Below are 24,596 nucleotides of genomic sequence, written 5' to 3'. Positions count from 1 at the left end.
AATTCTTTTTTTGTTACCGTCGTGCTAATGGTTTGCTTCAATAATAAAGGTGGTTATGTCGAATTTTGATAAGGGGGGGAAAGAAGAAATAAAGAGAGGATAAGCGAGCAGACATTTGTAGAGCTAAGTCAATAGAGATCAATACTTGCGCCAAATTTGAAAACCCTGCGAGAGCAATATCGCAGGGTTTGTTCGTTTTACAGCCCGATCACCAGTTCACCGGAATGGCTCCGCGAACAGCACAGCGCCACCTGCTGGTCCGGCGCGCCTTTTTCCGCCTCCGACTGCACGCTATCCCGGTGATCCACCACGCCGTCAATCACCGGCGTCAGGCACGCGCCGCAGATCCCCATTTCACAGGACAACGGCACGTCCACGCCGTTTTCCTGTAATACCTGGGCGATGGTCTTATCTGCAGGCACCGGCCAGCGCTCGCCTGTGGAGGCCAGTTTGACCGTAAAGATCTCGCCCGCTTCGCCGCTTGTGACAGGGGTTGCGGGTTGAAACGCCTCGCTGTGAAGATGGGCGTCCTCCCATCCCTTCGCCGTGGCGACTTCACGCACTTTTTCCATAAACCCTGCCGGACCGCAGACCCAGGCGTGAAGCCCCGCCTCAGCCGCCGGGAGATGCTCTGCCAGCGTTGAACGCGGGCTGGTGGTATGAATGATGCACTTACCGCACTGCGAGAGTTCGCGCGTAAACGCCGCGCTTTCCCGGCGTTTGACGTAATAATGCAGCGTAAACGGCGTTCCGGCCGCCTTCAGCTGCAGGGCCATCGCATACAGCGGCGTAATGCCAATGCCCGCCGCCAGCAGCAAAACCCGCTCTGCCTGACGAAGCTGAAACAGATTGCGCGGGGCAGAGATCGTCAGCCTCTGCCCGGGCCGCAGCGTCTCGTGGACATAGCGCGACCCGCCGCGCGAGGCGGCTTCACGGCCCACGCAGATAAGATAGCTCTCGTCCTCACAGGCCCCGGTCAGAGAATACTGACGGACAAGCCCGCAGGGCAGGTGGACATCAATGTGCGCGCCGGGCTGCCACGCCGGCAGCGCTTCGCCGTCTTCAGCCACCAGCCTGACGGCGAGGCTTTTGTCGCCCTCGCGCCACAGCCCGTCAACAATCACGCTCAGCATATCGGCCTCCGTCATACCAGGAAAAATTCGCCAAAGCCCATTTTTTTCAGTCCCCGACGGTAGGCGATTGAGCTTTTATCGGCGGGAATATGGGCTTCCAGCGTCAGATCCAGCGGCAGACTTTCCGGGCGCTGGGTTTCCACCATCAGGCGGTCTTCTTCGAAGATGCGCAGGTTAAAGGCATGCACATCCTCCACCGGAATATGCAGGTCAACATTACGAGCGATAGGGGCGAACATGCGGGTCACGCGCGATGACACGGGCGACGCGGCATTCATGATGACCAGTCTCGATTCTCCCGGAAAATGAATCGTCAGGGTGGCGGTAAACGGCAGATGCATTTCAAAATGGCGCAGCCACTGGAACCCTTCCGGCGCCTGCACGTCCGAACTGGCGGGATAGTTGCTCACGGAGCTCCAGTAATCCGCCACGAAGCCGAACGGCGTCTCCTGCGGTTGATAGGCGGGCACAAGCTGATTATTGGGATCGGCAAAGGTATCGGTGTGGATCCACGCAAAGTGCGCCACGTCCAGAAACCCCTCCACCTGTCTCCCGGCGAAGCCATTGACCTCAAATGCCGGGCAGTTGATCTGCTGAAATCCGTCGTCATCCCAGTGCGGCATGGTGGGCAGCGGCACAGGATTGTCCGGGTCAAACGCCAGGCAGGTCCAGATCAGGCCGAAGCGTTCCTCCACGGCGTAGTTAATCAGGTTCAGCTTCGCCGGAACGGGCTGGTCGGGGCTGGACGGAATACGGTTGCAGCGCCCGTCCTCTCCGAAGCGTAAGCCGTGGTAAGGGCAGATAATCCCGTGCTCATCGTGAAAGCCCAGCGTCAGCGGCACGCCGCGGTGTGGACACACGTCCCTGGCGACCACGACCTGGTCGTGGATCCGGTAAATCACCAGCTGTTCATCCAGCAGGGTCGCTTTGACCGGTGCCGGGCCGACGTCGCAGGCGCGCGCGACCGGATGCCAGCATCTCGCCAGACGCAGCCAGTCCTCTGGCTCAAACGTGCAGTGGGCGGGTGGAGTCGGTTCTCTTTTCATCGTTGTCCCTCTTACGCTCAGCCTAACGGGCCGCCCTGAATGGTCTCGCACAGACCGTTGATGATGCGCTCTCCGGTCTCCTCTTTGAGCTCCTGATACCAGGCCTGCGTCAACGCCATGTCTTTCCCGTGGGTGACGTCGCAGCGTTTACGCGCCTTCAGCACCAGGTCGCGCACCCGGTCGCAGCGCAGCGCTTCGTACTGCCGCAGTGCCAGCGTAATGCTGTGGTTTTCACGCAGGCATTCCCCCAGCACGACGGCGTCTTCCATTGCCGCACAGCCGCCCTGGCCGATATCTGGCGTGGTGCTGTGCGCGGCATCGCCGAGCAGCGCGACGTTGCCGCGCACCAGGCTGTCAAACGGCTCAATGTCGTGGATTTCAATGCGGTTCGTCGTTTCAGGATCCAGCGCCGCGATAAGCTTCTGCACCTGCGGCGCCCAGCCGCGGAAGTAGCCCGTGAGATCGGCGCGCAGGGTGGCGCGATCCTCCGCCAGGCCCGCGGGCAGCGGTACGTCAAAAAAGAAGTAAAACCGTCCGCCGGAGACGGGCATCAGCGACACGCGTTTGCCTTCGCCAACGAAGGTGGTCCACTGATGAGCCGGGGCAATCTCTTCGTCAATCTTCACCAGCCCGTTCCAGTTTACGTACCCGGCGTAGCGGCGCTCCGGGGTGTAGCCCAGCACGTGAGGACGAACCGCCGAGTGGCTGCCGTCGGCGGCAATCAGAAAATCGCCGGCTGCCGTGGTGCCGTCGGTGAAGGTCACGCTCACGCCTGCGTCGTCTTCATGAACATGTTCCACGCGCTTGCCAAACTGCACCTTGTCGCGCCCCCAGAAGTCCAGCATTTCGCGCTGGAGTTCAGCGCGCGAGACGGGGCAGGGACGCCCTCCGGTACGCTCGACCAGCGGGGCAAGGCTAAAGCGGGTCAGGATCTCGCCGCGCCGGTAATCCTTGTAGGCCATAAAACGCATCGGCCCGCCGTAGGTCTCGATGATGTCGCCCATGCCGAGGTGCTGCATGCATTTCACGCCGTTAGGCCAAATGGAGATGGCCGCCCCGACGGGCCTGATCTCTTTTACGGCTTCAAACACGGTACAGTCGATGCCCGCTTTCTTCAGCGCGACGGCGGCGCTCAGGCCGCCAATACCCGCGCCAATGACGATTGCTCTCATGCTTCTCTCCTTTTGCAGGGTGTAAAGACATTCAGCAATTTGCGTACCAGGCTGCAGAGTGGTGAAAACGGCATTGTGAGAGGTAAGTTTGCACTGCTAAGGTGCGCAAACACGGTGAGCGTGCCTTTTTTTGAATCAAAAATTTCCAGTCGAGCTATACGGAATCGACTGTTTCACGTCTGCGCTCAGAGTGGCGTGGTTTGTGCAATAACCTGGAGGAAGACAATAAAGGAGACACTATGATCGCACTGCACGACTTCAACCATCTTCCCCACCAGGACGCTCTCGCGCTGCTCCACCCCTGTGTGGCGATCCCCGGCTGGGCCGATATGCTGGTTCGCGGGCGGCCATACGCCAGCCGGGATGAATTGTTCACTACGGCAAAAACGCTGACGCAAAACTGGGATGAAGCGGCATTAACGCAAGCCCTGAGCGCCCATCCGCGTATCGGGGAGAAGCCAACGGGCTCTCAGGCGGAGGCTGCGTTGTCGCGTCAGGAACAGGGCGCGGTGAATGACCGCGATGCCGCACTTGCGCAGGCATTGCGCGAGGGGAATGCTCGCTACGAAGCCCGCTTCGGACGGGTCTTTCTTATCCGCGCGAAGGGCCGCAGCGGCGAGGACATTTTACAGGCGCTGCACGCGCGGCTGGAGAACAGCGACGCGCAGGAAGTGCTGGCCGCGCTGGAACAGCTGCGGGAAATTACGCTGCTACGGCTGGAAGGAGTCATTGGCGAATGAGCACACTCAGCACCCATATTCTTGATATTTCGACGGGCAAACCGGCGCAGGGCGTGACGGTTCATCTGCAGCAGGACGGGAGCACGCTGGCCACGGGCGTGACCAACGCGCAGGGGCGTATCGCCGCGTTCGTTCCCTCTCTGCCCGCAGGCCGCTATCGGCTGGTGGCGGAGATCGGCGCGTGGTTTAGCGAAACCGGCAGGAATACGCTCTATCCCTGCGCGCAAATTGATTTTGTCGTGGGAGAAACGGCTGACGAGCATTTCCATCTGCCGTTTGTGATTGCGCCTGGCGGGTGGTCAACCTACAGGGGCAGTTGACCACACTCGCTCGCCGTTGACCCAGGTCTCGCTGATGTTGCGCTCGTCGCCCAGGGTCATCAGCACAAAAAGCTGCTCGTAGATATCCTGACAGCGGCGATTGCGCAGGCGCTGCAGCGGCGTCACGTCAGGGTCGATAACCACGAAATCCGCCTCTTTGCCGGGCGTGAAGTTGCCAATTTTATCGTCCAGCCTGAGGGCGTGCGCGCCGCCCAGCGTGGCGTGATAAAACGCTTCGCTGGCGCGCAGGCGGTAGCTCTGAAGCTGGCCGACCTTGTAGGCCTCCCCCAGTGTGCGCAGCATGCTGAAGGTGGTGCCCGCGCCAACGTCGGTGCCGATGCCCATCCGCACCTTGTGTTGCCAGCAGGCGGGCAGGCGAAACAGCCCGCTGCCGAGAAACAGGTTAGAGGTGGGGCAAAACGCCACCGCCGAACCGGTGTCATGCAGGCACTGCCACTCGCTGTGGTGAAGATGAATCGCGTGGGCAAACACGCTGCGCTCGCCGGTGAGGCCGTAGTGGTGATACACGTCCAGATAGCGCTCATGCTCCGGCCAGAGGTCGCTTACCCAGGCCACTTCGTTGGGGTTTTCGCTCAGATGGGTCTGCATCCAGGTATCCGGGAACTCCTCTCTGAGCAGGCTGACCGCGGCCAGCAGCTCGGGAGATGAGGTCGGGGCAAAGCGCGGCGTAATGGCGTAGCCCAGACGCCCCCGATGATGCCAGCGCTGGATCAGCGCCCGCGTCTGCCGGTAGCTCTGCTTCGCATCTTCGCTCAGGTAGTCCGGCGTGTGCCTGTCCATCATCACCTTTCCGGCGATAAGGCGCATGTTCAGGCGCAGGGCTTCGGTAAACAGCGCCTCGACCGATTCCGGATGCAGCGTGCAAAATACCAGCGCGGTGGTGGTGCCGTTGCTCACCAGCTGGTGAATGAAAAATTCAGCGATCTCTTTCGCGTAGGCTTCATCGGCAAACTGGCTCTCCACCGGGAAGGTGTAGGTGGTTAGCCACTCAAGCAGCTGTTCGCCAAAGGCGCCGATCATCTCCGTTTGCGGATAATGGACGTGGGTGTCGACAAAACCGGGCAGCAGCAGCCTGCCGCGCAGGTCGGTGTAGCCTTTATGAGGGTCAAGATACTGCTCGCCCTCCTGCCACGGCATCTGCGCCAGAATTTTCCCGCTCTGTATAAACAGCAGGCCGTCCTCAAGGTAGCGCGCGTGCCGGGCAATCTCGTCTGCGCTGTCGCAGACCTGGGCAATATCAAAAAATGCACCGCGGATCGCTGTCTGGTAATCCATCATGGTTCCTGCCTTAGTGTTTGCGTAGCGGGGTGATAAGGCGCAGCAAGAACGGTGCCAGAATGAACGGGCCGCAGATACCCTGCGGCCGGAGGGAGAGGGTTACTCTTTTTGCGTTGCCACGCGGGAGCTGAACGACGTTGCGCCCGCCGTCTCGTGATCTTCCCGCGCCAGCCAGCGGTAGGTGACGCCGCCGAGGAAGACCCCGATGAACCAGCTGAAGTTCGCCACCTCATGCAGGGCCGGGATAAAGCTAATCACCAGGCCCACGGCAACGGACGGGATCAGCGCGCCAATGGCTTTCGGGTTAAAGCCGTTGCGGTACCAGTATTTGCCCTTTGGCGTGTCATCGAATAGGTCGTCTACCGACACCTTGCCGCGTTTAATCAGGTAGAAGTCGGCAATCAGAATGCCGAACAGCGGGCCGATAAACGCCCCGAGCACGTCCAGGGTGTAGTGGATAAGCTCCGGCGAGTTGAACAGGTTCCACGGGGTGAGCAGGATCGAGCCGACGGCGGCAATCATTCCCCCGGTGCGGAAGCTGATTTTCTGCGGCGAGCAGTTAGAGAAATCAAACGCCGGGGAGACGAAGTTCGCGACGATGTTGATCCCGATGGTGGCGGTGATCATCGTCAGCAGGCCAATCGCCACGGCCAGATCGTTGCCCACGCGGCTGACGGTTTCGATCGGGTCGGTGATCATGCGGCCAAACAGCGACTGGGTGCCGGAGACAATCACCACGGTGACGATGGAGAACAGCAGGAAGTTAAACGGCAGGCCCCAGCGGTTGCCGCGGCGGATCTCGCCCATGCTTTTACCGTAGCGGGAGAAGTCGCCAAAGTTGAGCAGCGGGCCGGAGAAGTAAGACACCACCAGTGCGGTCGCGGTGATCATCTGCCAGGTCTGCTCGCCCGCGCTCAGGGATTTGCTGGCGAGGGTGAAGGAAATGCCGTCAAAACCGGTTTTGTATACAATCCAGCCTGCGAGGGCCAGCATCACCACGTAGACCGCCGGACCGGCGATATCAATAAAGCGCTTGATGGCGCTCATGCCGTGCCAGAAGACCATCGCCTGCAATACCCACATGATGGCAAAGCAGATCCAGCCCAGATGCGACAGGCCCAGGAATGCGCCGGTAGTGAGCGAAGAGAGCGACGGCCAGAACTTCAGCGCCACCAGCATCAGGGCGTTGGCGGCCAGATAGGTCTGAATGCCGTACCACGCGAAGGCAATCAGCCCGCGGATCACCGCCGGAATATTGGCCCCGAAGACGCCAAATGCCTGACGGCTGATCACCGCATAGGGCACGCCCGCCATCTGGCTCGGTTTGGCCACCAGGTTGGCGCACAGCTGCACAATGCAAATCCCCACCAGCAGGCAAAGCAGCACCTGCCAGCTTGCCAGCCCGAGCGTAAAGAAGCTCGCGGCGACAACATAACCCCCCATGCTGTGAACGTCCGACATCCAGAACGAAAAGATGTTGTACCAGCTCCAGTTCTGGTCACGCGTCGGTGCCAGATCCTCATTGCAAAGACGTGGGCTGTAAACCGCACCGGAATCAGCGGCCGTACCCTGCTGCGCGTTTTGACTGTTTGGCATGAAACCTGCTCCTGTGAATGAAAACCCGTTGAGTGGGAGTGCAGACGGTGTTGCAGGATCCAGGCCAAAATAATAAATCTTGTATGCAATATTTTATTTTTATGTATACGATTCGATAACGAAGAGTAAAAGACGGAGTGGTGAATGAACAACATAAACGCCCTGCAGACCGCACCAGACCTGCATGACAAAGATGAATCGATCTTTCAGGCGCTGATGACCGCGATTGTCGAACATCAGCTGCTGCCGGGGAGCAAACTGCCGGAAGAGGCGCTGGCCGAAGTGTTTGGCGTGAGCCGCACGGGCATTCGTAAGGTGCTGCAGCGACTCGCCGCTGTGCAAATGGTCACCTTAACGCCCAAGCGTGGTGCACACGTCGCCAGCCCGACGGTGGAAGAGGCGCAGCATATCTTCCGTACCCGCGCCCTGCTGGAGGTCGCCAACCTGCCGGACGTGCTGGCGCACTGTCAGCCGCCGCATCTGGCGGCGCTGGAGGCCATCATTCGCCAGGAGCAGCAGGCGCATGAAGCGTATGACGGCCCGGCGGCGATCCGCCACTCCGCCAATTTCCACATTCAGCTGCAGGCCATCTCCGGCAACCAGGTGCTGACGGAGATGGTAACCGGCCTGAGCCAGCGTTCCTCGCTGGTGATTGCCACCTGGGGCGCGCCGTGGCGTCAGGGCTGCCGCTGCAACGATCACGAACAGCTTGTGGATCTGCTGCGCCAGAAGGCGCTCCAGCCGCTCAGCGATGCCTTAATGCACCATTTTGAACATATCGTCGCCAGCCTCTGCTTCGAGCGGGCGGGCGAGTGCCTGCCTGATTTTGCCCGGCTGTTTGCCGGCCACAAGGAGCCGTAATGTCGTCAGTCTGTATACAAGTGATCAACCCCAACACCAGCCTCGCGATGACGGAAACCATCGGTGCGGCGGCCCGCGCGGTGGCGGCGTCGGGGACGGAGATCCTCGCGGTTTGCCCGAGCGCGGGCGTGCCGTCTATCGAGGGTCACTTTGATGAGGCCATCGCCGCCGTGGGGGTTCTCGAACAGGTCAAACTCGGAAGAGAGCAGGGCGTGGACGGTCACGTTATTGCCTGCTTTGGCGATCCGGGGCTGCTGGCGGCACGCGAGCTGGCGCAGGGGCCGGTGGTGGGCATTGCGGAAGCCGCGATGCATATGGCGACGCTGGTGGCGACGCGCTTTTCGGTGGTCACTACGCTGCCGCGCACGCTGATCATTGCCCGTCATCTGCTGCACCAGTATGGCTTTCAGGACCATTGCGCGGCGCTGCACGCTATCGATCTCCCGGTGCTGGCGCTGGAAGACGGCAGTGGTCTGGCGCAGGAGAAGGTGCGCGCGCGCTGTATACAGGCGCTGAAGGAGGACGGCTGCGGCGCCATCGTGCTGGGCTGCGGCGGCATGGCAACGCTGGCGCAGGAGCTGACGCGCGAGCTGCGCGTACCGGTGATCGACGGCGTCAGCGCGGCGGTGAAGATGGTGGAATCGCTGGTGGCGCTGGGGCTGTCGACCAGCAAGCACGGGGATCTGGCGTTCCCGGAGAAAAAAGCGTTAAGCGGACAGTTTCAGGCATTGAATCCATTTTGAAGGTGAGGGGAGACGTAATGGCGCTTTTTGAACAGAATTACCCGCGGGATCTGCGCGGCTACGCGGGCAACCCACTGCACGCGCAGTGGCCGAATCAGGCGCGCATCGCCGTGCAGTTTGTGCTCAATTATGAGGAAGGGGCGGAAAACCACGTTCTGCACGGCGATGCCGGATCCGAGCAGTTCCTGTCGGACATCATCGGCGCGGCCAGCTACCCGGATAAACACATGTCGATGGACTCCCTCTACGAATACGGCAGCCGCGCCGGGTTCTGGCGGATCCACAATGAATTTCAAAAGCGCGGCCTGCCGCTGACGGTCTTTGGCGTGGCGATGGCGCTGGCGCGTCACCCGGAGATCGTCGAGGCGATCGGGGCGGCGGATTACGACGTGGTCAGCCACGGCTGGCGCTGGATCCACTATCAGAACATGGATATCAGCCAGGAGCGCGAACATCTGAACAAGGCGGTGCAGGTGCTGACCGACCTGTTCGGCAAACCGCCGACGGGCTGGTACACCGGGCGCGACAGCCCCAACACCCGCCAGCTGGTGGTGGATCACGGCGGTTTCGACTACGACAGCGACTACTACGGTGACGACCTGCCCTTCTGGACGGAAGTGGCCTGCGGTGACGGCACCCGAAAACCGCACCTGATTGTGCCCTATACGCTGGATGCTAACGACATGCGCTTCGCGACCGCACAGGGGTTTAATACCGCCGAGCAGTTTTATACGTATCTGAAGGACAGTTTTGACGTGCTGTACGAAGAGGGGGAAAGCGCGCCGAAGATGATGTCCATCGGCATGCACTGCCGCCTGCTGGGGCGTCCGGGGCGTTTTCGCGCGCTGCAGCGGTTCCTGGATTACGTGCAGCAGCATGAGCGGGTGTGGGTCTGTACCCGCCAGCAGATTGCCGACCACTGGCGGGATGTGCATCCGTTTCAGAAATAATTGTGCCGTGTTTTGCCGGGTGGCGGCTGCGCCTTACCCGGCCTACGGAACCTCGTATGCCCGGTGGCGTTACGACATCAAACTCACCTGCGCCGCCACGATCCGCCATCCGTAGGCAAACCGCACCCATGTCTGCTGCTGGCGTCCAGTGCGTTCCGTACCTTCACGGGTAAACTCGGTGCTGCACACGGCATAATCCTCGCCGAATGTGGTGATCACGGTGTGACGCAGCGTCCTCTGCAACCCGGCAGACGGGCGCGCCGCGCGAAAGGCGCGGATTTCATCAATCCCGTACAGGTTTTCACCCGCCCCCAGACGCACCGTGTTTTTGTCGTGCCAGAACAGCTCGTCCAGCACCGCAACGTTGTTGCTGACCAGCGCGTCTTCGTAGCGGTAAAACGCGGCGGTCACCTCGGCAACCACCCACGGCAGGTTAATATCATCGTGATTCATCATACGGCCACCTCCGCCGGACGGGCATCGGCGATCCCACTCTCTTCCAGCACGCGCGCAACGCGAAGGCACGCCTGCTCGTTAAACGGCGCGGCAATCAGCTGCAGACCAATCGGCGCACCTTGCGCGGTGCGCAGCGGAACGGTGGTCACGGGCAAGCCCAAAAACGAAATCGGCTGGGTCAGCATCCCCATGCTGGCGCGAATGGGGAGCGGCTGACCGTTAATCTCCATGGTCTGCTCACCCGCGAGCGTCGCGCTGCGCGGCGTTGCCGGAGCGATCAGCACGTCGGCCTGCGCGAAGAGGGTTTTAAATGCCTGCCTGGCGTGGGCGCGAAACCGCTGGGCCTGAATATACCAGGCGGAGGGGATCATCGCGCCTGCCAGCAGGCGTTCGCGGGAGTGCGGCTCAAAACGCTCAGGCTCGCGGCGAAGCGCGGGCAGGTACTGATTCCCCCCTTCGGAGGCGCTGATGATAAACGCCGCGGAACGCGCCAGTTCAGCGTCCGGAAACTGCAACTCATCCTGCACGTCGAGCGCCTTCGCCACCCGTGCCACGGCGTCTCTGGCATCCGCATCGCACCAGGTGGTGAAGTAGCCGCCGAGCACTGCACAGCGGAGATTATCCAGACCGCGATCGAGCAAGGGGCGCGCCTGTTCACGCGAGCTCTCTGCCTGAAAACCGTCGCTGGTATCCCGCCCTTGCAGTGCGTCATACACGGAGGCTAGGTCGCACACGCGACGGGCAAAGGGGCCGATATGATCCAGACTCGCCACAAACGGATGGCTGCCGGACCGCGACAGGCGGCCAAAGGTGGGTTTGAGGCCATAGATGCCGCACAGGGAGGCCGGAACGCGAATCGACCCGTTGGTGTCGGTGCCGAGCGAAAAATGCACCAACCCGGCGGCCACCGCGGCGGCCGAGCCGCCGGACGACCCGCCCGCAATGCGCGCCAGATCGTGCGGGTTACGCGTCGTGCCGTAGTGGCTGTTTTCGGTTGTGAAGCCGTAGGCGTAGGCGTCCATATTCACCATCCCGGTCAGCAGCCCGCCCGCGCTGCGCAGCTGGCGCACCGCGAAGCTGTCAGCGGCTGCGGCGGACCGCTGGCTGAAGAGCTCTGCCCCGGCAAGGGTGGTTTGACCGGCCACGTCGAACAGGTTTTTTACCGCGTAGGGCACGCCCGCCAGCGGCGGCAGGGGGCGCTTCTCGCGGCGCAGGGTGTCGATGCTCTCGGCCTCGGCGAGCATGCGCGCTTCCGTCACGGCGGTCCAGGCGTTGATCTGTGGATTCACGCGCGCAATCGCCTCCAGCGTCTGGCGGGCAATCTCGCTCGCGCTCAGCTCGCCTGCGCTCAGCGCATGCTGGATCGCGCTGATACTCATCTCGTGTAGCCTCATGCTTTGTATACTCCTGCTATCTCCAGACGGTCGTCGAGCGGCAGCGCCATCAGCGGCGCGGCCAGGGTGGCAATGCGGCTGAACTGCAACTCCAGTTCGGCGCGGCGGGCGTCATCCAGCGCCACGCCGAGTACGGACTCCATTTGCGCAAGATACGCTTGCCAGTCGGGCTGTTGTGTCGTCATTGTTTTCTCCTCAGAATCCGGCGGCCGCGCCGTTGCTGCGCGGGTCAAATGCCCCTTCGAACAGTCCGTTGGGGTGACGGACAATCGCGCCCGCGTGGCCCATCGCTTCACTGAAGTCAGGGAATATTTCCACCTCATGTCCGAGTGCCTGAAGCCGTGAGACCGTCTCAGCGGTAAAGCGTCCTTCCAGCTTTAACGTGTCCGAAGTTTGTCCCCAGGTACGTCCCAACAGCCAGCGCGGGCGGGAAATGCTTTCCTGTAAAGGCACGCCCTGAATCGCGTAGCGGGTAAAGAGCGCGGCCTGGGTTTGCGGCTGTCCGTCACCGCCCATCGATCCATAGACCATCACGCGCCCGTCCTTAAGACGCGCTGCCGCCGGGTTCAGGGTATGGAAAGGCTGCTTGCCCGGCGCGAGGGCCAGAAGACTATCGGGATCGAGGCTGAACGATGCGCCCCGGTTCTGCCAGACGATGCCGGTGTCGGGCAGTACCACGCCGCTGCCGAACTCGTGATAGATACTCTGGATAAACGACACGGCAAGGCCGCTGCTATCCATCACCCCCATCCACACCGTATCGCCGGGGCCTTTTCCGGTGCCCCACGGTGCGGCGCGACTGTCGTCAACCCTGTCGGCAAGCGCCTGAAGGGACGCGGGATCCAGCAGGCTCTGAATATCGGTTTTCAGCTCGCGCGGGTCGGTGATGTGGGCATCGCGCAGGCCAAAGGCCAGCTTGGTGGCTTCCACGATGCGGTGAAGGGTTTCGGCGTCGTCGGCCTCCGCCATATTCAGGCGGTCGGTGATGCCGAGTATCGCCAGCGAGACCAGCCCCTGCGTTGGCGGGGCGTGGTTATAGATGTCTCCCTGCTGATGCTGCAGTTTTAGCGGCGTGGTGCGCCGGGCGGCGTGCGCGTGTAAATCGGCCAGCGTCACGGGCAGTCCCAGCGTCTCCATGCCGTGCGCCAGCACGTCCGCCAGCGGGCCGCGATAGAAGCTGTCCAGACCGTCTTCCACCAGACGCGTCAGGGTCGTGGCCATGGCGGGCTGGTAAAAACGGCTCCCGACCTGCGGCGGCTTGCCGTCCACCAGCCAGGTTTCCGCGAAGCCGGGGATGTCTTTCAGCTCGTCGAATTTACTGGCCGTGGCATGGGCCTGAGAGGCCGTGACCGGCGTGCCGTTCTGCGCATAATCGATGGCGTCGGCCAGCAGGCGAGCCAGCGGCAGCGCCTTGCCGGTCATTTCGCGCGAGACCTTCAGCGCCTCGTCCCAGCCGCTCACCGTGCCGGCGACGGTCAGCGCCGCACGCGGGCCGCGATGGGGGATATGCGTCAGACCGTCATAGGCGGCAAGCGTTGCGCGCGATCCCGCCGCGCCGCTGGCATCAATGGCGACAGGTTCGCCTTCCGGCGGCACGATAAGCCAGAAGCCATCGCCACCCAGCCCGTTCATATGCGGATAAACCACGGCAATGGTGGCCGCCGCGGCGACCATCGCCTCTATCGCGCTGCCGCCTTCGCGCAGCACCGCCAGCGCGCTCTGGCTGGCAAGATGGTGGGGTGCAACGGCCATGCCGTGCGTGGAGACATTACTTTGCATGAAGCGTCCTCGTAACCCTGAAAGTCACAAGGTGCTGCAAAAGCTGTTCCAGTTCTGAAAGAAAAGTTTCAGTAAACTGGCACGTATAATGAAAGGTAGAATGAAAGGCAAAATGTGATGAAACAAAAGTTACAGAGGCGCTATGGAACAACTGGATGAACGTCTGAAAGCACAGTACCCGTCGCTGTCGCCGCAGGAGCAGCGGGTGGCGGATTTTATTTTCGACCATTTTGACGACCTCATTAGCTACAACAGCGCCGAGCTGGCGCAGCTGAGCGGGGTGTCGAAAGCCACGGTCAGCCGTCTGTTTAAGCGTCTGGGCTATAAGAAATATAAGGACATGCGCGACGAGCTGCGCACCCTGCGCCAGAGCGGGATGCCGCTCACCGATAACCGCGACGCGGTGCAGGGCAATACGCTGCTGGCGCGCCACTATAAGCAGGAGATGGCGAACCTGACCCAGTGGGTCAATGCCCTGGACGCGCAGCAGTTTGCCGACGCCATGGCCTGCATGGTGAAGGCGCGGCGCATCGTCATTATCGGCATGCGTAACGCCTATCCGGCGGCGTTGCACCTGCGCCAGCAGCTGTTACAGGCGCGCGGTCAGGTGCTGGTCCTGCCGCAGCCGGGGCAGAGCCTGAGTGAAGAGCTGGTGGATTTAACGTCGGACGATCTGGTGGTCATGATGGCCTTTCGCCGTCGCCCGCGCATTATCCGCCCGCTGATGCAGCAGCTTCAGAGCAGCGGTATTCCGGTGCTGCTGATGTGCGAGCCGCAGGCACACAGCCTGTTTCCGCTGGCGAGCTGGCAGCTCTGCGCCCCGCTGGACAGCGTCTCCGCCTATGACAGCTACTCCTCGGTCAACAGTCTGATCAACCTGCTGGCGAATGCCTTCCTGCATGAAATTCTCGATAAAGGCCGTCCGCGCATTCACGACATTGCCTCCCTTTATCAGCAACTGGACGAACTCGAACAACGATAATGGGGCATCAGGCTGGTGCTTTGCATTGAAATGGTGCAGCTGACGGGGCGGGAAAACGCATGTTTTTTCGACCCGTCCGCGTTTTATCAGGCTTTACAAGAATATTCCCCGCTTCGCCTCACCTGGCACATTAGTTGCAAAATCACATTCAAAGAATCTTTTGTTTCATGTTAACGTTACGGGGAAGCACCATGAAAAAATTGTTGATTGCACTGGCCGGGGCCGCATGTCTTTTCACACAGCTGCCGGCAAAGGCTGACCAGCTTCAGGATATCGAGAAGCGCGGCACTATCCGCATTGCCGTTCCGCAGGACTTCCCGCCGTTTGGCTCGGTGGGGACCGATCTGCAGCCGCAGGGCTATGACATCGACATGGCGCGCTATCTGGCCAAACAGATGAAGCTTAAGCTGCAGCTGGTGCCGGTGACCAGCGCCAACCGCGTGCCGTACCTGCAAACCGATAAGGTGGATCTGGTTATTTCAAGCCTCGGTAAAAACCCGGAGCGCGAGAAGGTGATCGACTTCAGCCGCGCCTACGCGCCGTTCTTCCTCGGCGTGTTTGGTCCGAAAGGCGCCGAGCTGAAAGACGCCGCCGCGCTGAGCGGAAAAACCATCGGCGTGACGCGCGGGGCGGTGGAGGACATGGTGCTGACCAGCCTGGCGCCGAAAGATGCGGGCGTGAAACGCTACGAAGACAACAACACCACGCTCTCCGCTTACCTTTCCGGCCAGGTGCAGTACGTGGCAACCGGCAACCTCGTGGTGGCGGCCATTTCGCGCCAGAACGCGGATAAAGCCCCGGTGCCGAGCTTTATGCTGAAAGATTCGCCGTGCTTTATTGGCCTGAAGAAGAACGAACCTGCCCTGAAAGCAAAAGTGGATGCGCTGATTGAGCAGGGCATCAAGGACGGCACGCTGAACGGCCTGTCTGAGCAATGGCTGAAGGCCCCGCTGCCGGCAAACCTTGGCGCCTGAGCCGATGACTGAGCAACTTCATTTCTCCGCGCTCTGGCCGCACTGGCCGGAGCTGCTGGCGGGGCTGTGGGTCACCGTTCAACTGACGGTGATGGCGACCGTCGGCGGGCTGGCGATAGGCATTTTCGGGGCGGCGATCCGCAGCGGACGCACAACCTGGTACAGCCGGATCTGGGGTGCGTACGTGGAAATCATCCGCAACACGCCGTTTGTGGTGCAGCTGTTTTTCATCGTCTTCGGCCTGCCGAATCTGGGGCTGAAGATGACGGCGGGGGAAGCGGCGCTGCTGGCCATGGTGGTCAACCTTGGCGCCTACAGCACCGAGATCATCCGCGCGGGTATTCAGGTCACGCCGAAAGGGCAGTGGGAAGCCGGACGCGTGCTCGGGCTGACCCGCCTGCAGACCTTTATTCGCGTGGTGCTGCCGCCCGCGCTGCAGCGCATTTACCCGGCGCTGGTGAGCCAGTGCATCATCGTGATGCTCGGCTCGTCGGTGGTGTCGCAGGTCTCGTATGAAGAGCTGACCTTCGCCGCCAACCTGATCCAGTCCAGAACGTTTCTGAGCTTTGAGGTTTATCTGGTGACAACCGGCATTTACTTAGCGCTGTCGATTACCCTGCGCCAGCTGATGATGGCGGCAGGACGCAAATGGCTGGGGGTGCAGGCATGATGACCACCTTTACCGACTGGGACATTATTCGCAACCTGCTGCTGGCCGGACGCTGGACGGTGCTGCTGTCGCTGGTGGCGTTTGTCGGCGGGGCGGCGGTGACGCTGCCGCTCCTGCTGCTGCGCCTGACGGGCGGGCGCGCGGTGAAGCGCATTATCCGCGGCTATATTGAGCTGTTCCAGGGCACGCCGCTGCTGATGCAGCTGTTTCTGGCCTTCTTCGGCGTGGCGCTGTTCGGCATCGACGTCTCGCCATGGACCGCCGCGTCGCTGGCGTTAACCTTCTACACCAGCGCATTTTTGCTCGATATCGGGTACGGCAGCATTCGCGCCCTGCCAAAAGGGCAGTGGGAAGCCTCGCGCTGTCTGGGGCTGACCTTTGGCCAGACCCTGTTTCGCGTGGTCGCCCCGCAGGCGCTGCGCATCGGCATCGCCCCGACGGTCGGCTTTGCCGTGCAGGTAATCAAGGGCACCGCGCTGGCGTCGATTATCGGCTTTATCGAGCTGACCAAGGCCGGCACCATGCTGACCAACGTAACCTATCAGCCGTTTAAGGTCTTTGCGCTGGTAGCGCTCGGCTACTTCATTCTGTGTTATCCGCTGTCGCGCTACAGCCGCTATCTGGAGACGAAATTCAATGCCTCTCATCACCATTAATCAGGTGCAGAAGTACTACGGCGATAACCACGTGCTCAAGGGGGTCGATCTGGATATCGACATGGGCCAGGTGATTTCCATTATCGGGCGCAGCGGATCGGGCAAAAGCACGCTGCTGCGCTGCATCAACGGACTGGAAGGCTATCAGGACGGCAGCATCAAGCTGGGCGGCATGACCATTACCGACCGGGATTCTCAGGCGCGTGAAATCAGCCGCTCGGTCGGGATGGTGTTCCAGAGCTTCAACCTGTTCCCGCACATGACGGCGCTGGAAAACGTGATGCTCGCCCCGCGTCGGGTGCTGAAGAAAAGCGCCGCCGAATGCCGCGAGCTGGCGCAGCAGATGCTGGAGAAAGTGGGCTTAGGTGACCGTCTGGATTACTACCCGTCGAGCCTCTCCGGCGGCCAGCAGCAGCGCGTGGCGATTGCCCGGGCACTGGCAATGTCGCCCAAAGTTTTACTCTGTGACGAGATCACCTCCGCGCTCGACCCGGAGCTGGTGGGCGAAGTGCTCAGGGTGCTGGAGCAACTGGCGGCCGAGGGGATGACGCTCATACTTGTTACCCATGAAATGAATTTTGCCCGCGAAGTGGGCGACCGCGTGGTGTTTATGCACCAGGGGAAAGTCTGGGAGCAGGGCGACAGCAAAACGCTGTTTGCTAACCCGCAGACCACGGAACTGAAGCAGTTCATCTCCTCCGTGCGCGGCCTCAACTGATAAGGACTGACAAATGGATATCGCACACTTTTCGCAAATCAACCCGCCCCAGCGTCTACTGATGGGGCCGGGCCCGATCAATGCCGACCCGCGCGTGCTGCGCGCCATGTCGAGCCAGCTGATCGGCCAGTACGATCCGGCCATGACCCACTACATGAACGAGGTGATGGCCCTCTATCGCGGGGTGTTCCGCACCGAGAACCGCTGGACGATGCTGGTGGACGGCACCTCCCGTGCGGGGATTGAAGCCATTCTTGTTTCGGCCATTCGCCCTGGGGATAAAGTGCTGGTGCCGGTGTTTGGCCGCTTTGGGCATCTGCTGTGCGAAATAGCCCGCCGTTGTCGTGCAGAGGTGCATACCATCGAGGTGCCGTGGGGCGAGGTGTTCACCCCGGACCAGGTCGAGGAGGCGATTAAACGTATTCGTCCGCGCCTGCTGTTGACCGTGCAGGGCGACACCTCCACCACCATGCTGCAGCCGCTCGCGGAACTGGGCGCGATCTGCCGCCGCTACGATGTGCTGTTTTATACCGACGCCACCGCCTCGCTCGGCGGCAATGCGCTGGAGACCGACGCCTGGGGGCTGGACGCCGTCTCGGCCGGGATGCAGAAGTGCCTTGGCGGCCCGTCGGGCACGTCGCCGATCACCCTGAGCGCGCGCATGGAGGAGGCGATCCGCCGCCGCAAATGCGTTGAGGAAGGCATTCGGACCGACGCCCACCGCGACGGCGACGAGGAGATGATCTACTCCAACTACTTCGATCTCGGCATGGTGATGGACTACTGGGGACCGGAGCGGCTGAACCACCACACCGAAGCCACTACCGCGCTGTTTGGCGCTCGCGAATGCGCGCGTCTGATCCTGCAGGAGGGGCTGGATAACGGCATCGCTCGCCACAGGCTGCACGGCGATGCGCTGCTGAAGGGTATCCAGGCGATGGGGCTGGAAACCTTCGGTGACCTGAAGCACAAGATGAACAACGTGCTGGGCGTGGTGATACCGCTGGGCGTCAACGGCGACCAGGTGCGTAAGCTGATGCTGGAGGATTTCGGGATTGAAATCGGCACCTCGTTTGGCCCGCTGCACGGCAAAGTGTGGCGCATTGGCACGATGGGCTATAACGCGCGCAAAGACTGCGTAATGACCACCCTGAGCGCGCTGGAGTCGGTGCTGAACTACCTGAAATTCACCACCACGCAGGGTGCCGCCATGCAGGCCGCGTGGGACCACTATCGCCGCGAGACGCCGCAATGAGCCCGGGGGCAGAACGGGTGATGGCGCGCGCCGATGCGCTGGCCGCCATCAGCGAAACCCCGGATGCGCTGACAAGGGTGTACCTTTCAACGCAGCATCTGCAGGCCAACCAGCTGGTGGGCCAGTGGATGAGCCTGGCTGGAATGACCGTCTGGCAGGATAGCGTGGGCAATATCTGTGGACGCTATGAAGGCGCGCAGGAAGGGGCGCAGGCGGTGCTGCTTGGCTCGCATCTCGACACCGTACGCAACGCCGGGCGCTACGACGGCATGCTCGGCGTGCTCACCGCCATTGAGGTGGTGGACAGCCTGCACCAGCAGGGGCTGCATCTGGCCCAGGCCATCGAAATTGTCGGGTTTGGCGACGAAGAGGGGACCCGTTTTGGGATCACCCTGTTAGGCAGCCGCGGCATCACTGGCACCTGGCCGCAGGGCTGGCTGGAGACGTGTGATGCCAGTGGCATCAGCGTGGCGCAGGCGATGATGCAGGCAGGATTAGATCCCTCCCGCGTGGCGCTGGCGGCACGCCATCAGGACGATTTCAGCGCCTGTCTGGAACTGCACATCGAACAGGGGCCGTGTCTGGAGCAGGAAGGTCTGGCGCTGGGCATGGTGGAAGCCATTAACGGCGCGCGCCGCCTCAACTGCCGCTTCACCGGGGAGGCCGGGCACGCGGGAACCGTGCCGATGAATCACCGTAAGGATGCCCTGGCCGCCGCCGCCGAATGGATGGTGCTGATCGAAAACACCACCCGCCAATACGGCGGCAATCGGGTGGCGACGGTCGGTGAACTGCGCTGCCTGCCCGGTGCGGTCAACGTGATCCCGGGCGACGTTGCGCTCTCGCTGGATATTCGCGGCCCGCAGGATGCCCCGCTTGACGCGCTGCTCGCTGAACTGTTGGCGCAGGCGCAGGCTATTGCTGCTCGTCGCGGGCTGAGCTTTAGCGCCGAGGAGTTTTACCGTATCGCCGCCACGCCGTGCGATGCGCGTTTGCAGGATCTGCTGGGACAGGCCGTTGAGTCGGTGCAGGGGCGCTCATTATCGCTGCCGAGCGGTGCCGGGCATGACACCATCGCGCTGGCCGAACGCTGGCCGGTCGGCATGCTGTTTGTGCGCTGCAAGGGGGGCGTCAGCCACCATCCGGCGGAATCAGTGATGGCTGAGGATGTTGCTCTGGCGATTGAGGCGTTTGGGCTGGCGGTGAGAACGCTTGGTGCGATCTGAGTATTGCCCGGCGGCGCTACGCTTGCACGGGCCTACGGAATGGGTGGGCCGGGTAAGCGGCAGCGCCACCCGGCAAGGAATCACATCACTCCAGACCCAGCGTATATTGCGCGATCTTAAAGTAGATAATCAGCCCGGTACCGTCGATAAGCGTCGCGATAAACGGCGCGGAGACGACCGCCGGGTCAATGCCGCAGCGCTTGAGCACCATCGGAATGACGGACGACACAATCGCACTCCACAGGGTAATGCACACCAGCGTCAGGCTGACGATAAGCGTGATTTCCAGCCCGATACCCATCATCCAGGCGCGAATACACCCGGCGATACCGAGCGTGGCGGCAATCATCAGCGAGGTGGTCATCTCTTTACGCAGTACGCGGCCAACGTCGCGCAGATGGACTTCCCCCAGCGCCATGGCGCGCACCAGCGTGGAGGTGATCTGCGTTCCGCTGTTGCCGCCCGTGCCGATCAGCAGCGGAATAAAGAACGCCAGCGCGATGGCCGACTCCAGCGCCTCTTCGAAATGCTGGATCACCGAGCTGGTGTAGGCTTCCGCGACAAACAGCAGCAGCAGCCAGACGGAGCGTTTTTTCCACAGGCTATACGGGCTGGTTTCCAGATAGGGCTTCTCCAGCGGCAGCGTCGCCCCCTGAAGCTGGGCATCTTCGGTGACGTCATCTTCCAGCAGATGGGCGATTTCGCGTTCGGTCAGACAGCCGACCAGCTTGCCGTGCGTGACGACCGGCACGACGTCCGCGCCGCCGTGCGCCAGCAGTCCGGCGACATCAGCACGTTCATCCTCCGGTTTGACCTGCAAAAACTGCGAAATCATCAGCGATTTCACCGGTTGTACCGTATCGGCGGTCTGCAGCAATTTACGCACGGCAATCATGCCCGCCAGGCGGCCATTGTCTTCAATAAAAATATGCGATGGAATATCGTCGTCTTTTAATTTTTCGAAGAATTGCTCGCGCGCCAGCGCCACGCATAATGAAATATCGAGGACAATAAAATCGGTATTCATATATTGCGCGATCGCGCTGTCATTGAATGCCAGGTTTTGGTTGTGAATAGCATAAGACATAGTGAATTCCCTTTGAATAATAACATCTCTCAGGGGCGAGCAAGACAGGGCATGTCGAAGAGGAGATCCCCACGTCCTGGGTTCAGCACTGTACACCGTATCCCGCGAGGGAAGTTATACTGACAAAGCCTTGATTCGACAGTGCCTGTTTTACCCTGTGCCGGTTCTCTCGAACCTACCAGAGCGATAACGTGTATTTGTACAGGAGCCTCGCCATAACGAGATCGTTGTAAAACGAGAGGGATAATACGCTTCTTTAAATTCGCCGCTCAGGAATTTAAATAATGTTTAAGAACGGTTTAGAAGAATATTATTAATAAAATGTTGAAGGTTTATTTAAGTTAATTCCTTTTAAATGGAGAATGATATTTCAAAGAGGGAGGGTAAAATGATGTGGTTCGACACTCTGCTGAATCATTTTGCGCTCTACCCGGCACATCTGTTCGCGCTGTTATTTATGATGGCGCTGAGTAAATCGACGGTGCTGATCTCCTCCGTGCTGCCACCCGCCTCGGTGATGCTGCTGGCGGGCATTACCGTCAGCCAGGTGAGCATGCAGCCTGCGCTGGCGTGGCTGGCCGTGGTGCTGGGAGCAACGGCGGGTTCGGTGCTGAACTACCATATCGGTCAGCGACTGGGGCACACGCGATGGATGACCCGCTTCACGGCAAAACACGCCGGTAAATTGTTGCGGGTGCAGCATCAGCTGCAGAAAAACGGTGTGCTGGTCCTGTTCACCGCGCGCTTCCTGGCGGTGTTGCGCTACATCGTGCCGCTGGCGGCGGGGATGCTCAGGCTGAAAGCAGTAAAAGTCTACGCAGTCAGCCTGCTTTCCGCCTGCGTATGGGCGGCGCTGTATATCGGCATCGTCACCGGCATCAGCGCCTTTTGAGTTACAAACTCCCCATTCCGCCGTCCACCAGCAGCTCCGTTCCCACCGTGTAGCTCGACTCGTCGGACGCCAGATAGAGCGCGGCTTTTGCCAGCTCCGTCGTCGAGCCCATTCTGCCGAGCGGCACCAGCTTGATGATCTCCGCCATCATCGCGTTAAGCGCCTCGTCGCTTAAGCCCGTTTTCGTGAACGCCGGGGTTTCCACCGGACCGGGGCTCAGGCCGTTGACGCGGATCCCGCGCGGCAGCAGCTCCGCCGACAGCGTGCGCGCCAGCGACAGCAGGGCGGCCTTGCTCGCGGCATAAACGCTGCTGGTCGGCAGGCCGATGCGCGCACTCACGGAGCCGCAGAGGATCACCGACGACGGGTTATTCAGCAGCGGCAGCAGCGCCTGAATTAAAAAGAATGGCCCTTTCAGGTTGATGCCCATCAGACGATCCCAGGCCTCCTCCTGCCAGGCTTCCAGCGGCGCGTGCGTCACGTCGCCGGCGTTGAGAAACACCGCGTCCAGACGTGGCCAGCGGGAAGCGAGGGTTTCCGCCAGCGCTTTTTGCGACGTGATATCTCCCGCATCGGTCGGGATCACCCAGGCCTTATCGCCAAGAATACGTTCTGCTTCGGCGAGGGTGTCCGGGTTACGTCCGGTAACCGCGACGAGCGCACCTTCGGCGATAAACGCCTGCGCGGTGGCAAGACCGATGCCGCTGGTGCCGCCGGTAATCAGCGTATATTTATCTGTTAAACGACCCATTTTCTTCTCCTGAAATGTCTCTGGAGAAAGCACTATAGAAACGTTAGTATCGAAAGGAAACCAGGTACCAAATGGATACTAACGAGGCAAGAGGTGTGCTATGGCAGAAATGCTGGCGGTGTGCTGTGAAAAAAAATCTGAGGCGTATACCTGCCCGATGACGCAGTTTGTCAACCTGATTTCCGGTAAGTGGGCGATCCCCATTCTTTATCGCCTGATTGTCTTTAACACGCCCGTACGCTTTGGCGATCTGCTGCGTGCCGCAGCCCCCATCACCCAGAAAGAGCTCACAAAGCAGCTACGCCTGTTTGAACAGCGCGGGCTGGTGACGCGGACGGTCTACCCGGAGATCCCGCCGCGCGTGGAGTATCAGATAACCGAACTGGGGTTAACCCTGCAAGGCGCGCTCTCGCCGCTGGCCGCCTGGATGAGCGAGTACGGCGACCAGCTGGAGCGTTAGGCTACTGTTTTACGTAGCGCGGTGCCGGAATGCCGGTGCGCGCGCTGTTGAATAGCTCAAGGCGCGCCGCTTCGTAGCGCTCCCACAGGCCAGCGTCATGCATCGGTGGGATGGTGATAGGTTCACCCTGATCCAGACCCGCCAGCGACGCATCCACCATATCGTCGGTGGTCATCACCGATCCTTCCGGCAGATCGTTCACCGTGACGCCTGAATGGCTCCAGATTTCAGTCGCCGTTGCGGCGGGCAGCACGGCCTGAATGCGCACGTTGCTGTCGGCAAATTCTTCCTGTAACCCTCGGGTAAAGCTCAACACCCACGCCTTGGTGGCGCTGTAGAGCGCGCTGCCCGCCCGTACGTGCAGGGCCAGCACGGACGCGATATTGATCAGCGTACCACGATTATTCTTCGCCAGCCGCGGCAGGATAGCGTAGGTCAGACGCATCAGCGCCGTGGTGTTCAGGGTGTTAATGGCCTGATGCTGCGCCACCTCGCCCGCGAGGAACGGTGCCATCTGCGCGGTGCCCGCGTTGTTAATGAGCGTATCAATGGCGGTATTGCTGCGCAGTTCCTCTTCCACGGCGCGGATCCCGGTCTCATCGGTGAGATCGGCCACCAGAATATCGACGGCCACGCCATAGCGCCCGCGCAGGTCGGCCGCGAGGGTTTTCAGGCGATCCTCACGACGGGCGACCAGGACCAGGTTAGCGCCGCGCGCGGCAAGACGGTCAGCATAGACGGCACCAATCCCGGAAGAGGCGCCCGTAATCAGGGCGGTGGTGATTTGCGTAGTCATCGTGTGTTACCTCAAAGCAAAGTGGGTTAGTTGGTTTCAATATGAAACTAAAATAACTCTCAGCTATTTGGTTTTATAATGCAACTATTTTGGCGATCATTTTGTGCTTTTGCCGTCGGGAACGATCAGGAGGGGAGTTTAGCCACGATCTCTTCAGGCGTCAGCTCGCGCCCATCGTCGGCGATAAGCGCCAGTTTTCGCAGAGGTTTGCGCTGTTCGGTATCGACCAGCACGGTGCCACATTCATTTTCGGCAAACAAAAATTCATTCCCCCACTGGGACAAGGCAACCAGCACCGTTTGCAGGGCGCGCCCTTTATCGGTCAGGACATACTCCTGCCAGGCGCTGCCGTCGGACGCGGGCTGAAGCCGGAGGATCCCTTCATCAACCAGCAGTTTTAGCCGCGTGGTCAGCATGTTTTTCGCGATACCGAGGCTTTTCTGGAACTCGCCGAAGCGTTTAATCCCGCGTAGCGCGTCGCGAACAATCAGCAGCGACCACCAGTCGCCGATGATATCCAGCGAGCGGGCGACGGGGCAGGTGCTCTCTTCGAGGCGGGTACGTTTCACTGTCAATTCTCCGGTAGGGTGTGGTTTTATTATAAAACTAATCTGCACGCGCCGTAAGCACGTTAATCATC

27 protein-coding genes and 1 riboswitch are annotated in these 24,596 nt (G+C 61.0%); of the genes, 14 read left to right on the top strand and 13 right to left on the bottom strand.

Annotation, left to right across the window (positions count from 1 at the left end; all coding sequences use genetic code 11):
* Nucleotides 1–197: 197 nt before the first annotated feature.
* Genes FU672_RS06085 through hpxO form a run of 3 tightly spaced genes read right to left on the bottom strand, consistent with a single transcriptional unit; the run spans nt 198 to nt 3,351 of the window.
* Nucleotides 198–1,133 carry a PDR/VanB family oxidoreductase gene (locus tag FU672_RS06085; RefSeq protein WP_148242546.1) on the bottom strand — a complete coding sequence of 312 codons (936 nt, stop codon included), beginning with the start codon at nt 1,131–1,133 and terminating at the stop codon, nt 198–200.
* An 11-nt stretch (nt 1,134–1,144) separates the two neighbouring features.
* The gene (gene hpxD / locus FU672_RS06080) at nt 1,145–2,179 is read right to left on the bottom strand and encodes a molybdenum cofactor-independent xanthine hydroxylase subunit HpxD (protein ID WP_148242545.1); all 1,035 of its coding nucleotides are present in this window, start codon (nt 2,177–2,179) and stop codon (nt 1,145–1,147) included.
* A 17-nt stretch (nt 2,180–2,196) separates the two neighbouring features.
* Nucleotides 2,197–3,351, bottom strand: coding sequence for an FAD-dependent urate hydroxylase HpxO (hpxO, locus tag FU672_RS06075; protein ID WP_148242544.1), 1,155 nt, complete (start codon nt 3,349–3,351; stop codon nt 2,197–2,199).
* A 239-nt stretch (nt 3,352–3,590) separates the two neighbouring features.
* Between hpxO and uraD the strand changes: the two genes are divergently transcribed.
* Both uraD and uraH read left to right on the top strand, forming a co-directional pair.
* Nucleotides 3,591–4,091: a 2-oxo-4-hydroxy-4-carboxy-5-ureidoimidazoline decarboxylase gene (uraD, locus tag FU672_RS06070; protein WP_148242543.1), complete on the top strand. Its 501-nt coding sequence runs from the start codon at nt 3,591–3,593 to the stop codon at nt 4,089–4,091.
* Nucleotides 4,088–4,411, top strand: coding sequence for a hydroxyisourate hydrolase (gene uraH / locus FU672_RS06065; RefSeq protein WP_148242542.1), 324 nt, complete (start codon nt 4,088–4,090; stop codon nt 4,409–4,411). The genes uraD and uraH overlap by 4 nt, the downstream gene beginning before the upstream one ends.
* Here uraH and guaD read toward each other — a convergent pair.
* Both guaD and FU672_RS06055 read right to left on the bottom strand, forming a co-directional pair.
* Complete coding sequence (gene guaD / locus FU672_RS06060; protein WP_148242541.1) at nt 4,391–5,710, bottom strand: guanine deaminase; 1,320 nt, start codon at nt 5,708–5,710, stop codon at nt 4,391–4,393. The two genes, uraH and guaD, sit on opposite strands and share 21 nt — an antisense overlap.
* A gap of 99 nt (nt 5,711–5,809) precedes the next feature.
* Nucleotides 5,810–7,306 (bottom strand): NCS1 family nucleobase:cation symporter-1, encoded by a 1,497-nt coding sequence (locus FU672_RS06055; RefSeq protein ID WP_148242540.1) that lies wholly within the window; start codon nt 7,304–7,306, stop codon nt 5,810–5,812.
* A gap of 144 nt (nt 7,307–7,450) precedes the next feature.
* Between FU672_RS06055 and FU672_RS06050 the strand changes: the two genes are divergently transcribed.
* Genes FU672_RS06050 through puuE form a run of 3 tightly spaced genes read left to right on the top strand, consistent with a single transcriptional unit; the run spans nt 7,451 to nt 9,860 of the window.
* On the top strand, nt 7,451–8,167 hold the full coding sequence (locus tag FU672_RS06050; protein WP_148242539.1) for a GntR family transcriptional regulator: 717 nt from the start codon (nt 7,451–7,453) through the stop codon (nt 8,165–8,167).
* Nucleotides 8,167–8,910 (top strand): allantoin racemase, encoded by a 744-nt coding sequence (gene hpxA / locus FU672_RS06045; protein ID WP_148242538.1) that lies wholly within the window; start codon nt 8,167–8,169, stop codon nt 8,908–8,910. The genes FU672_RS06050 and hpxA overlap by 1 nt, the downstream gene beginning before the upstream one ends.
* Nucleotides 8,911–8,927: 17 nt before the next feature.
* Complete coding sequence (gene puuE, locus FU672_RS06040; RefSeq protein WP_148242537.1) at nt 8,928–9,860, top strand: allantoinase PuuE; 933 nt, start codon at nt 8,928–8,930, stop codon at nt 9,858–9,860.
* Nucleotides 9,861–9,929: 69 nt separating this feature from the next.
* On the opposite strand, the gene hpxZ is transcribed toward puuE, so the two are convergent.
* The 4 genes from hpxZ to hpxW are packed head-to-tail and all read right to left on the bottom strand — an operon-like array spanning nt 9,930 to nt 13,489.
* Nucleotides 9,930–10,316, bottom strand: coding sequence for an oxalurate catabolism protein HpxZ (hpxZ, locus tag FU672_RS06035; protein ID WP_121931216.1), 387 nt, complete (start codon nt 10,314–10,316; stop codon nt 9,930–9,932).
* A complete protein-coding gene (locus FU672_RS06030; protein ID WP_148242536.1) occupies nt 10,313–11,710 on the bottom strand; it encodes an AtzE family amidohydrolase in 1,398 nt (465 codons plus the stop codon). Before FU672_RS06030 ends, hpxZ begins: the two co-directional genes overlap by 4 nt.
* Nucleotides 11,707–11,895, bottom strand: a complete 189-nt coding sequence (gene hpxX, locus FU672_RS06025; RefSeq protein ID WP_148242535.1) for an oxalurate catabolism protein HpxX — start codon at nt 11,893–11,895, stop codon at nt 11,707–11,709. Before hpxX ends, FU672_RS06030 begins: the two co-directional genes overlap by 4 nt.
* A 10-nt stretch (nt 11,896–11,905) precedes the next feature.
* On the bottom strand, nt 11,906–13,489 hold the full coding sequence (gene hpxW, locus FU672_RS06020; RefSeq protein ID WP_148242534.1) for an oxamate amidohydrolase: 1,584 nt from the start codon (nt 13,487–13,489) through the stop codon (nt 11,906–11,908).
* A 142-nt stretch (nt 13,490–13,631) separates the two neighbouring features.
* On the opposite strand from hpxW, the gene hpxU reads away from it, so the two are divergent.
* From hpxU to hpxK, 7 genes are all read left to right on the top strand, one after another.
* Nucleotides 13,632–14,471, top strand: a complete 840-nt coding sequence (gene hpxU / locus FU672_RS06015) for a MurR/RpiR family transcriptional regulator HpxU (RefSeq protein ID WP_148242533.1) — start codon at nt 13,632–13,634, stop codon at nt 14,469–14,471.
* A gap of 191 nt (nt 14,472–14,662) precedes the next feature.
* Nucleotides 14,663–15,445 (top strand): transporter substrate-binding domain-containing protein, encoded by a 783-nt coding sequence (locus tag FU672_RS06010; RefSeq protein WP_148242532.1) that lies wholly within the window; start codon nt 14,663–14,665, stop codon nt 15,443–15,445.
* Between the two features lie 4 nt (nt 15,446–15,449).
* Nucleotides 15,450–16,115 carry an amino acid ABC transporter permease gene (locus FU672_RS06005; RefSeq protein ID WP_148242531.1) on the top strand — a complete coding sequence of 222 codons (666 nt, stop codon included), beginning with the start codon at nt 15,450–15,452 and terminating at the stop codon, nt 16,113–16,115.
* Entirely contained in the window at nt 16,115–16,771 is a 657-nt protein-coding gene (locus FU672_RS06000; protein WP_187360792.1) for an amino acid ABC transporter permease, read from the top strand. Before FU672_RS06005 ends, FU672_RS06000 begins: the two co-directional genes overlap by 1 nt.
* Nucleotides 16,752–17,489, top strand: a complete 738-nt coding sequence (locus FU672_RS05995) for an amino acid ABC transporter ATP-binding protein (RefSeq protein WP_148242530.1) — start codon at nt 16,752–16,754, stop codon at nt 17,487–17,489. The genes FU672_RS06000 and FU672_RS05995 overlap by 20 nt, the downstream gene beginning before the upstream one ends.
* A 13-nt stretch (nt 17,490–17,502) precedes the next feature.
* Nucleotides 17,503–18,744: a pyridoxal-phosphate-dependent aminotransferase family protein gene (gene pucG / locus FU672_RS05990; protein WP_148242529.1), complete on the top strand. Its 1,242-nt coding sequence runs from the start codon at nt 17,503–17,505 to the stop codon at nt 18,742–18,744.
* Nucleotides 18,741–19,970 carry an allantoate amidohydrolase gene (gene hpxK / locus FU672_RS05985; protein WP_148242528.1) on the top strand — a complete coding sequence of 410 codons (1,230 nt, stop codon included), beginning with the start codon at nt 18,741–18,743 and terminating at the stop codon, nt 19,968–19,970. Before pucG ends, hpxK begins: the two co-directional genes overlap by 4 nt.
* 85 nt (nt 19,971–20,055) lie before the next feature.
* Here hpxK and FU672_RS05980 read toward each other — a convergent pair whose 3' ends face one another.
* Complete coding sequence (locus FU672_RS05980) at nt 20,056–21,057, bottom strand: magnesium transporter (protein ID WP_148242527.1); 1,002 nt, start codon at nt 21,055–21,057, stop codon at nt 20,056–20,058.
* Between the two features lie 60 nt (nt 21,058–21,117).
* Nucleotides 21,118–21,287: riboswitch (M-box (ykoK) riboswitch) on the bottom strand.
* Between the two features lie 158 nt (nt 21,288–21,445).
* Between FU672_RS05980 and FU672_RS05975 the strand changes: the two genes are divergently transcribed.
* Complete coding sequence (locus FU672_RS05975) at nt 21,446–21,949, top strand: DedA family protein (protein WP_148242526.1); 504 nt, start codon at nt 21,446–21,448, stop codon at nt 21,947–21,949.
* A 1-nt stretch (nt 21,950) separates the two neighbouring features.
* Here FU672_RS05975 and FU672_RS05970 read toward each other — a convergent pair whose 3' ends face one another.
* On the bottom strand, nt 21,951–22,700 hold the full coding sequence (locus FU672_RS05970; RefSeq protein ID WP_148242525.1) for an SDR family oxidoreductase: 750 nt from the start codon (nt 22,698–22,700) through the stop codon (nt 21,951–21,953).
* 100 nt (nt 22,701–22,800) lie between these two features.
* Between FU672_RS05970 and FU672_RS05965 the strand changes: the two genes are divergently transcribed.
* Nucleotides 22,801–23,160: a winged helix-turn-helix transcriptional regulator gene (locus FU672_RS05965; RefSeq protein ID WP_148242524.1), complete on the top strand. Its 360-nt coding sequence runs from the start codon at nt 22,801–22,803 to the stop codon at nt 23,158–23,160.
* A 1-nt stretch (nt 23,161) separates the two neighbouring features.
* Here FU672_RS05965 and FU672_RS05960 read toward each other — a convergent pair whose 3' ends face one another.
* Nucleotides 23,162–23,956 carry an SDR family NAD(P)-dependent oxidoreductase gene (locus FU672_RS05960; protein WP_148242523.1) on the bottom strand — a complete coding sequence of 265 codons (795 nt, stop codon included), beginning with the start codon at nt 23,954–23,956 and terminating at the stop codon, nt 23,162–23,164.
* 125 nt (nt 23,957–24,081) lie between these two features.
* The gene (locus tag FU672_RS05955) at nt 24,082–24,525 is read right to left on the bottom strand and encodes a winged helix-turn-helix transcriptional regulator (RefSeq protein WP_111964502.1); all 444 of its coding nucleotides are present in this window, start codon (nt 24,523–24,525) and stop codon (nt 24,082–24,084) included.
* Between the last annotated feature and the right edge of the window lie 71 nt (nt 24,526–24,596).

This window comes from Enterobacter asburiae (genome assembly GCF_008080435.1).
Lineage (GTDB): Bacteria > Pseudomonadota > Gammaproteobacteria > Enterobacterales > Enterobacteriaceae > Enterobacter > Enterobacter asburiae_C.
This window is presented reverse-complemented; position numbering and strand designations above follow the sequence as displayed.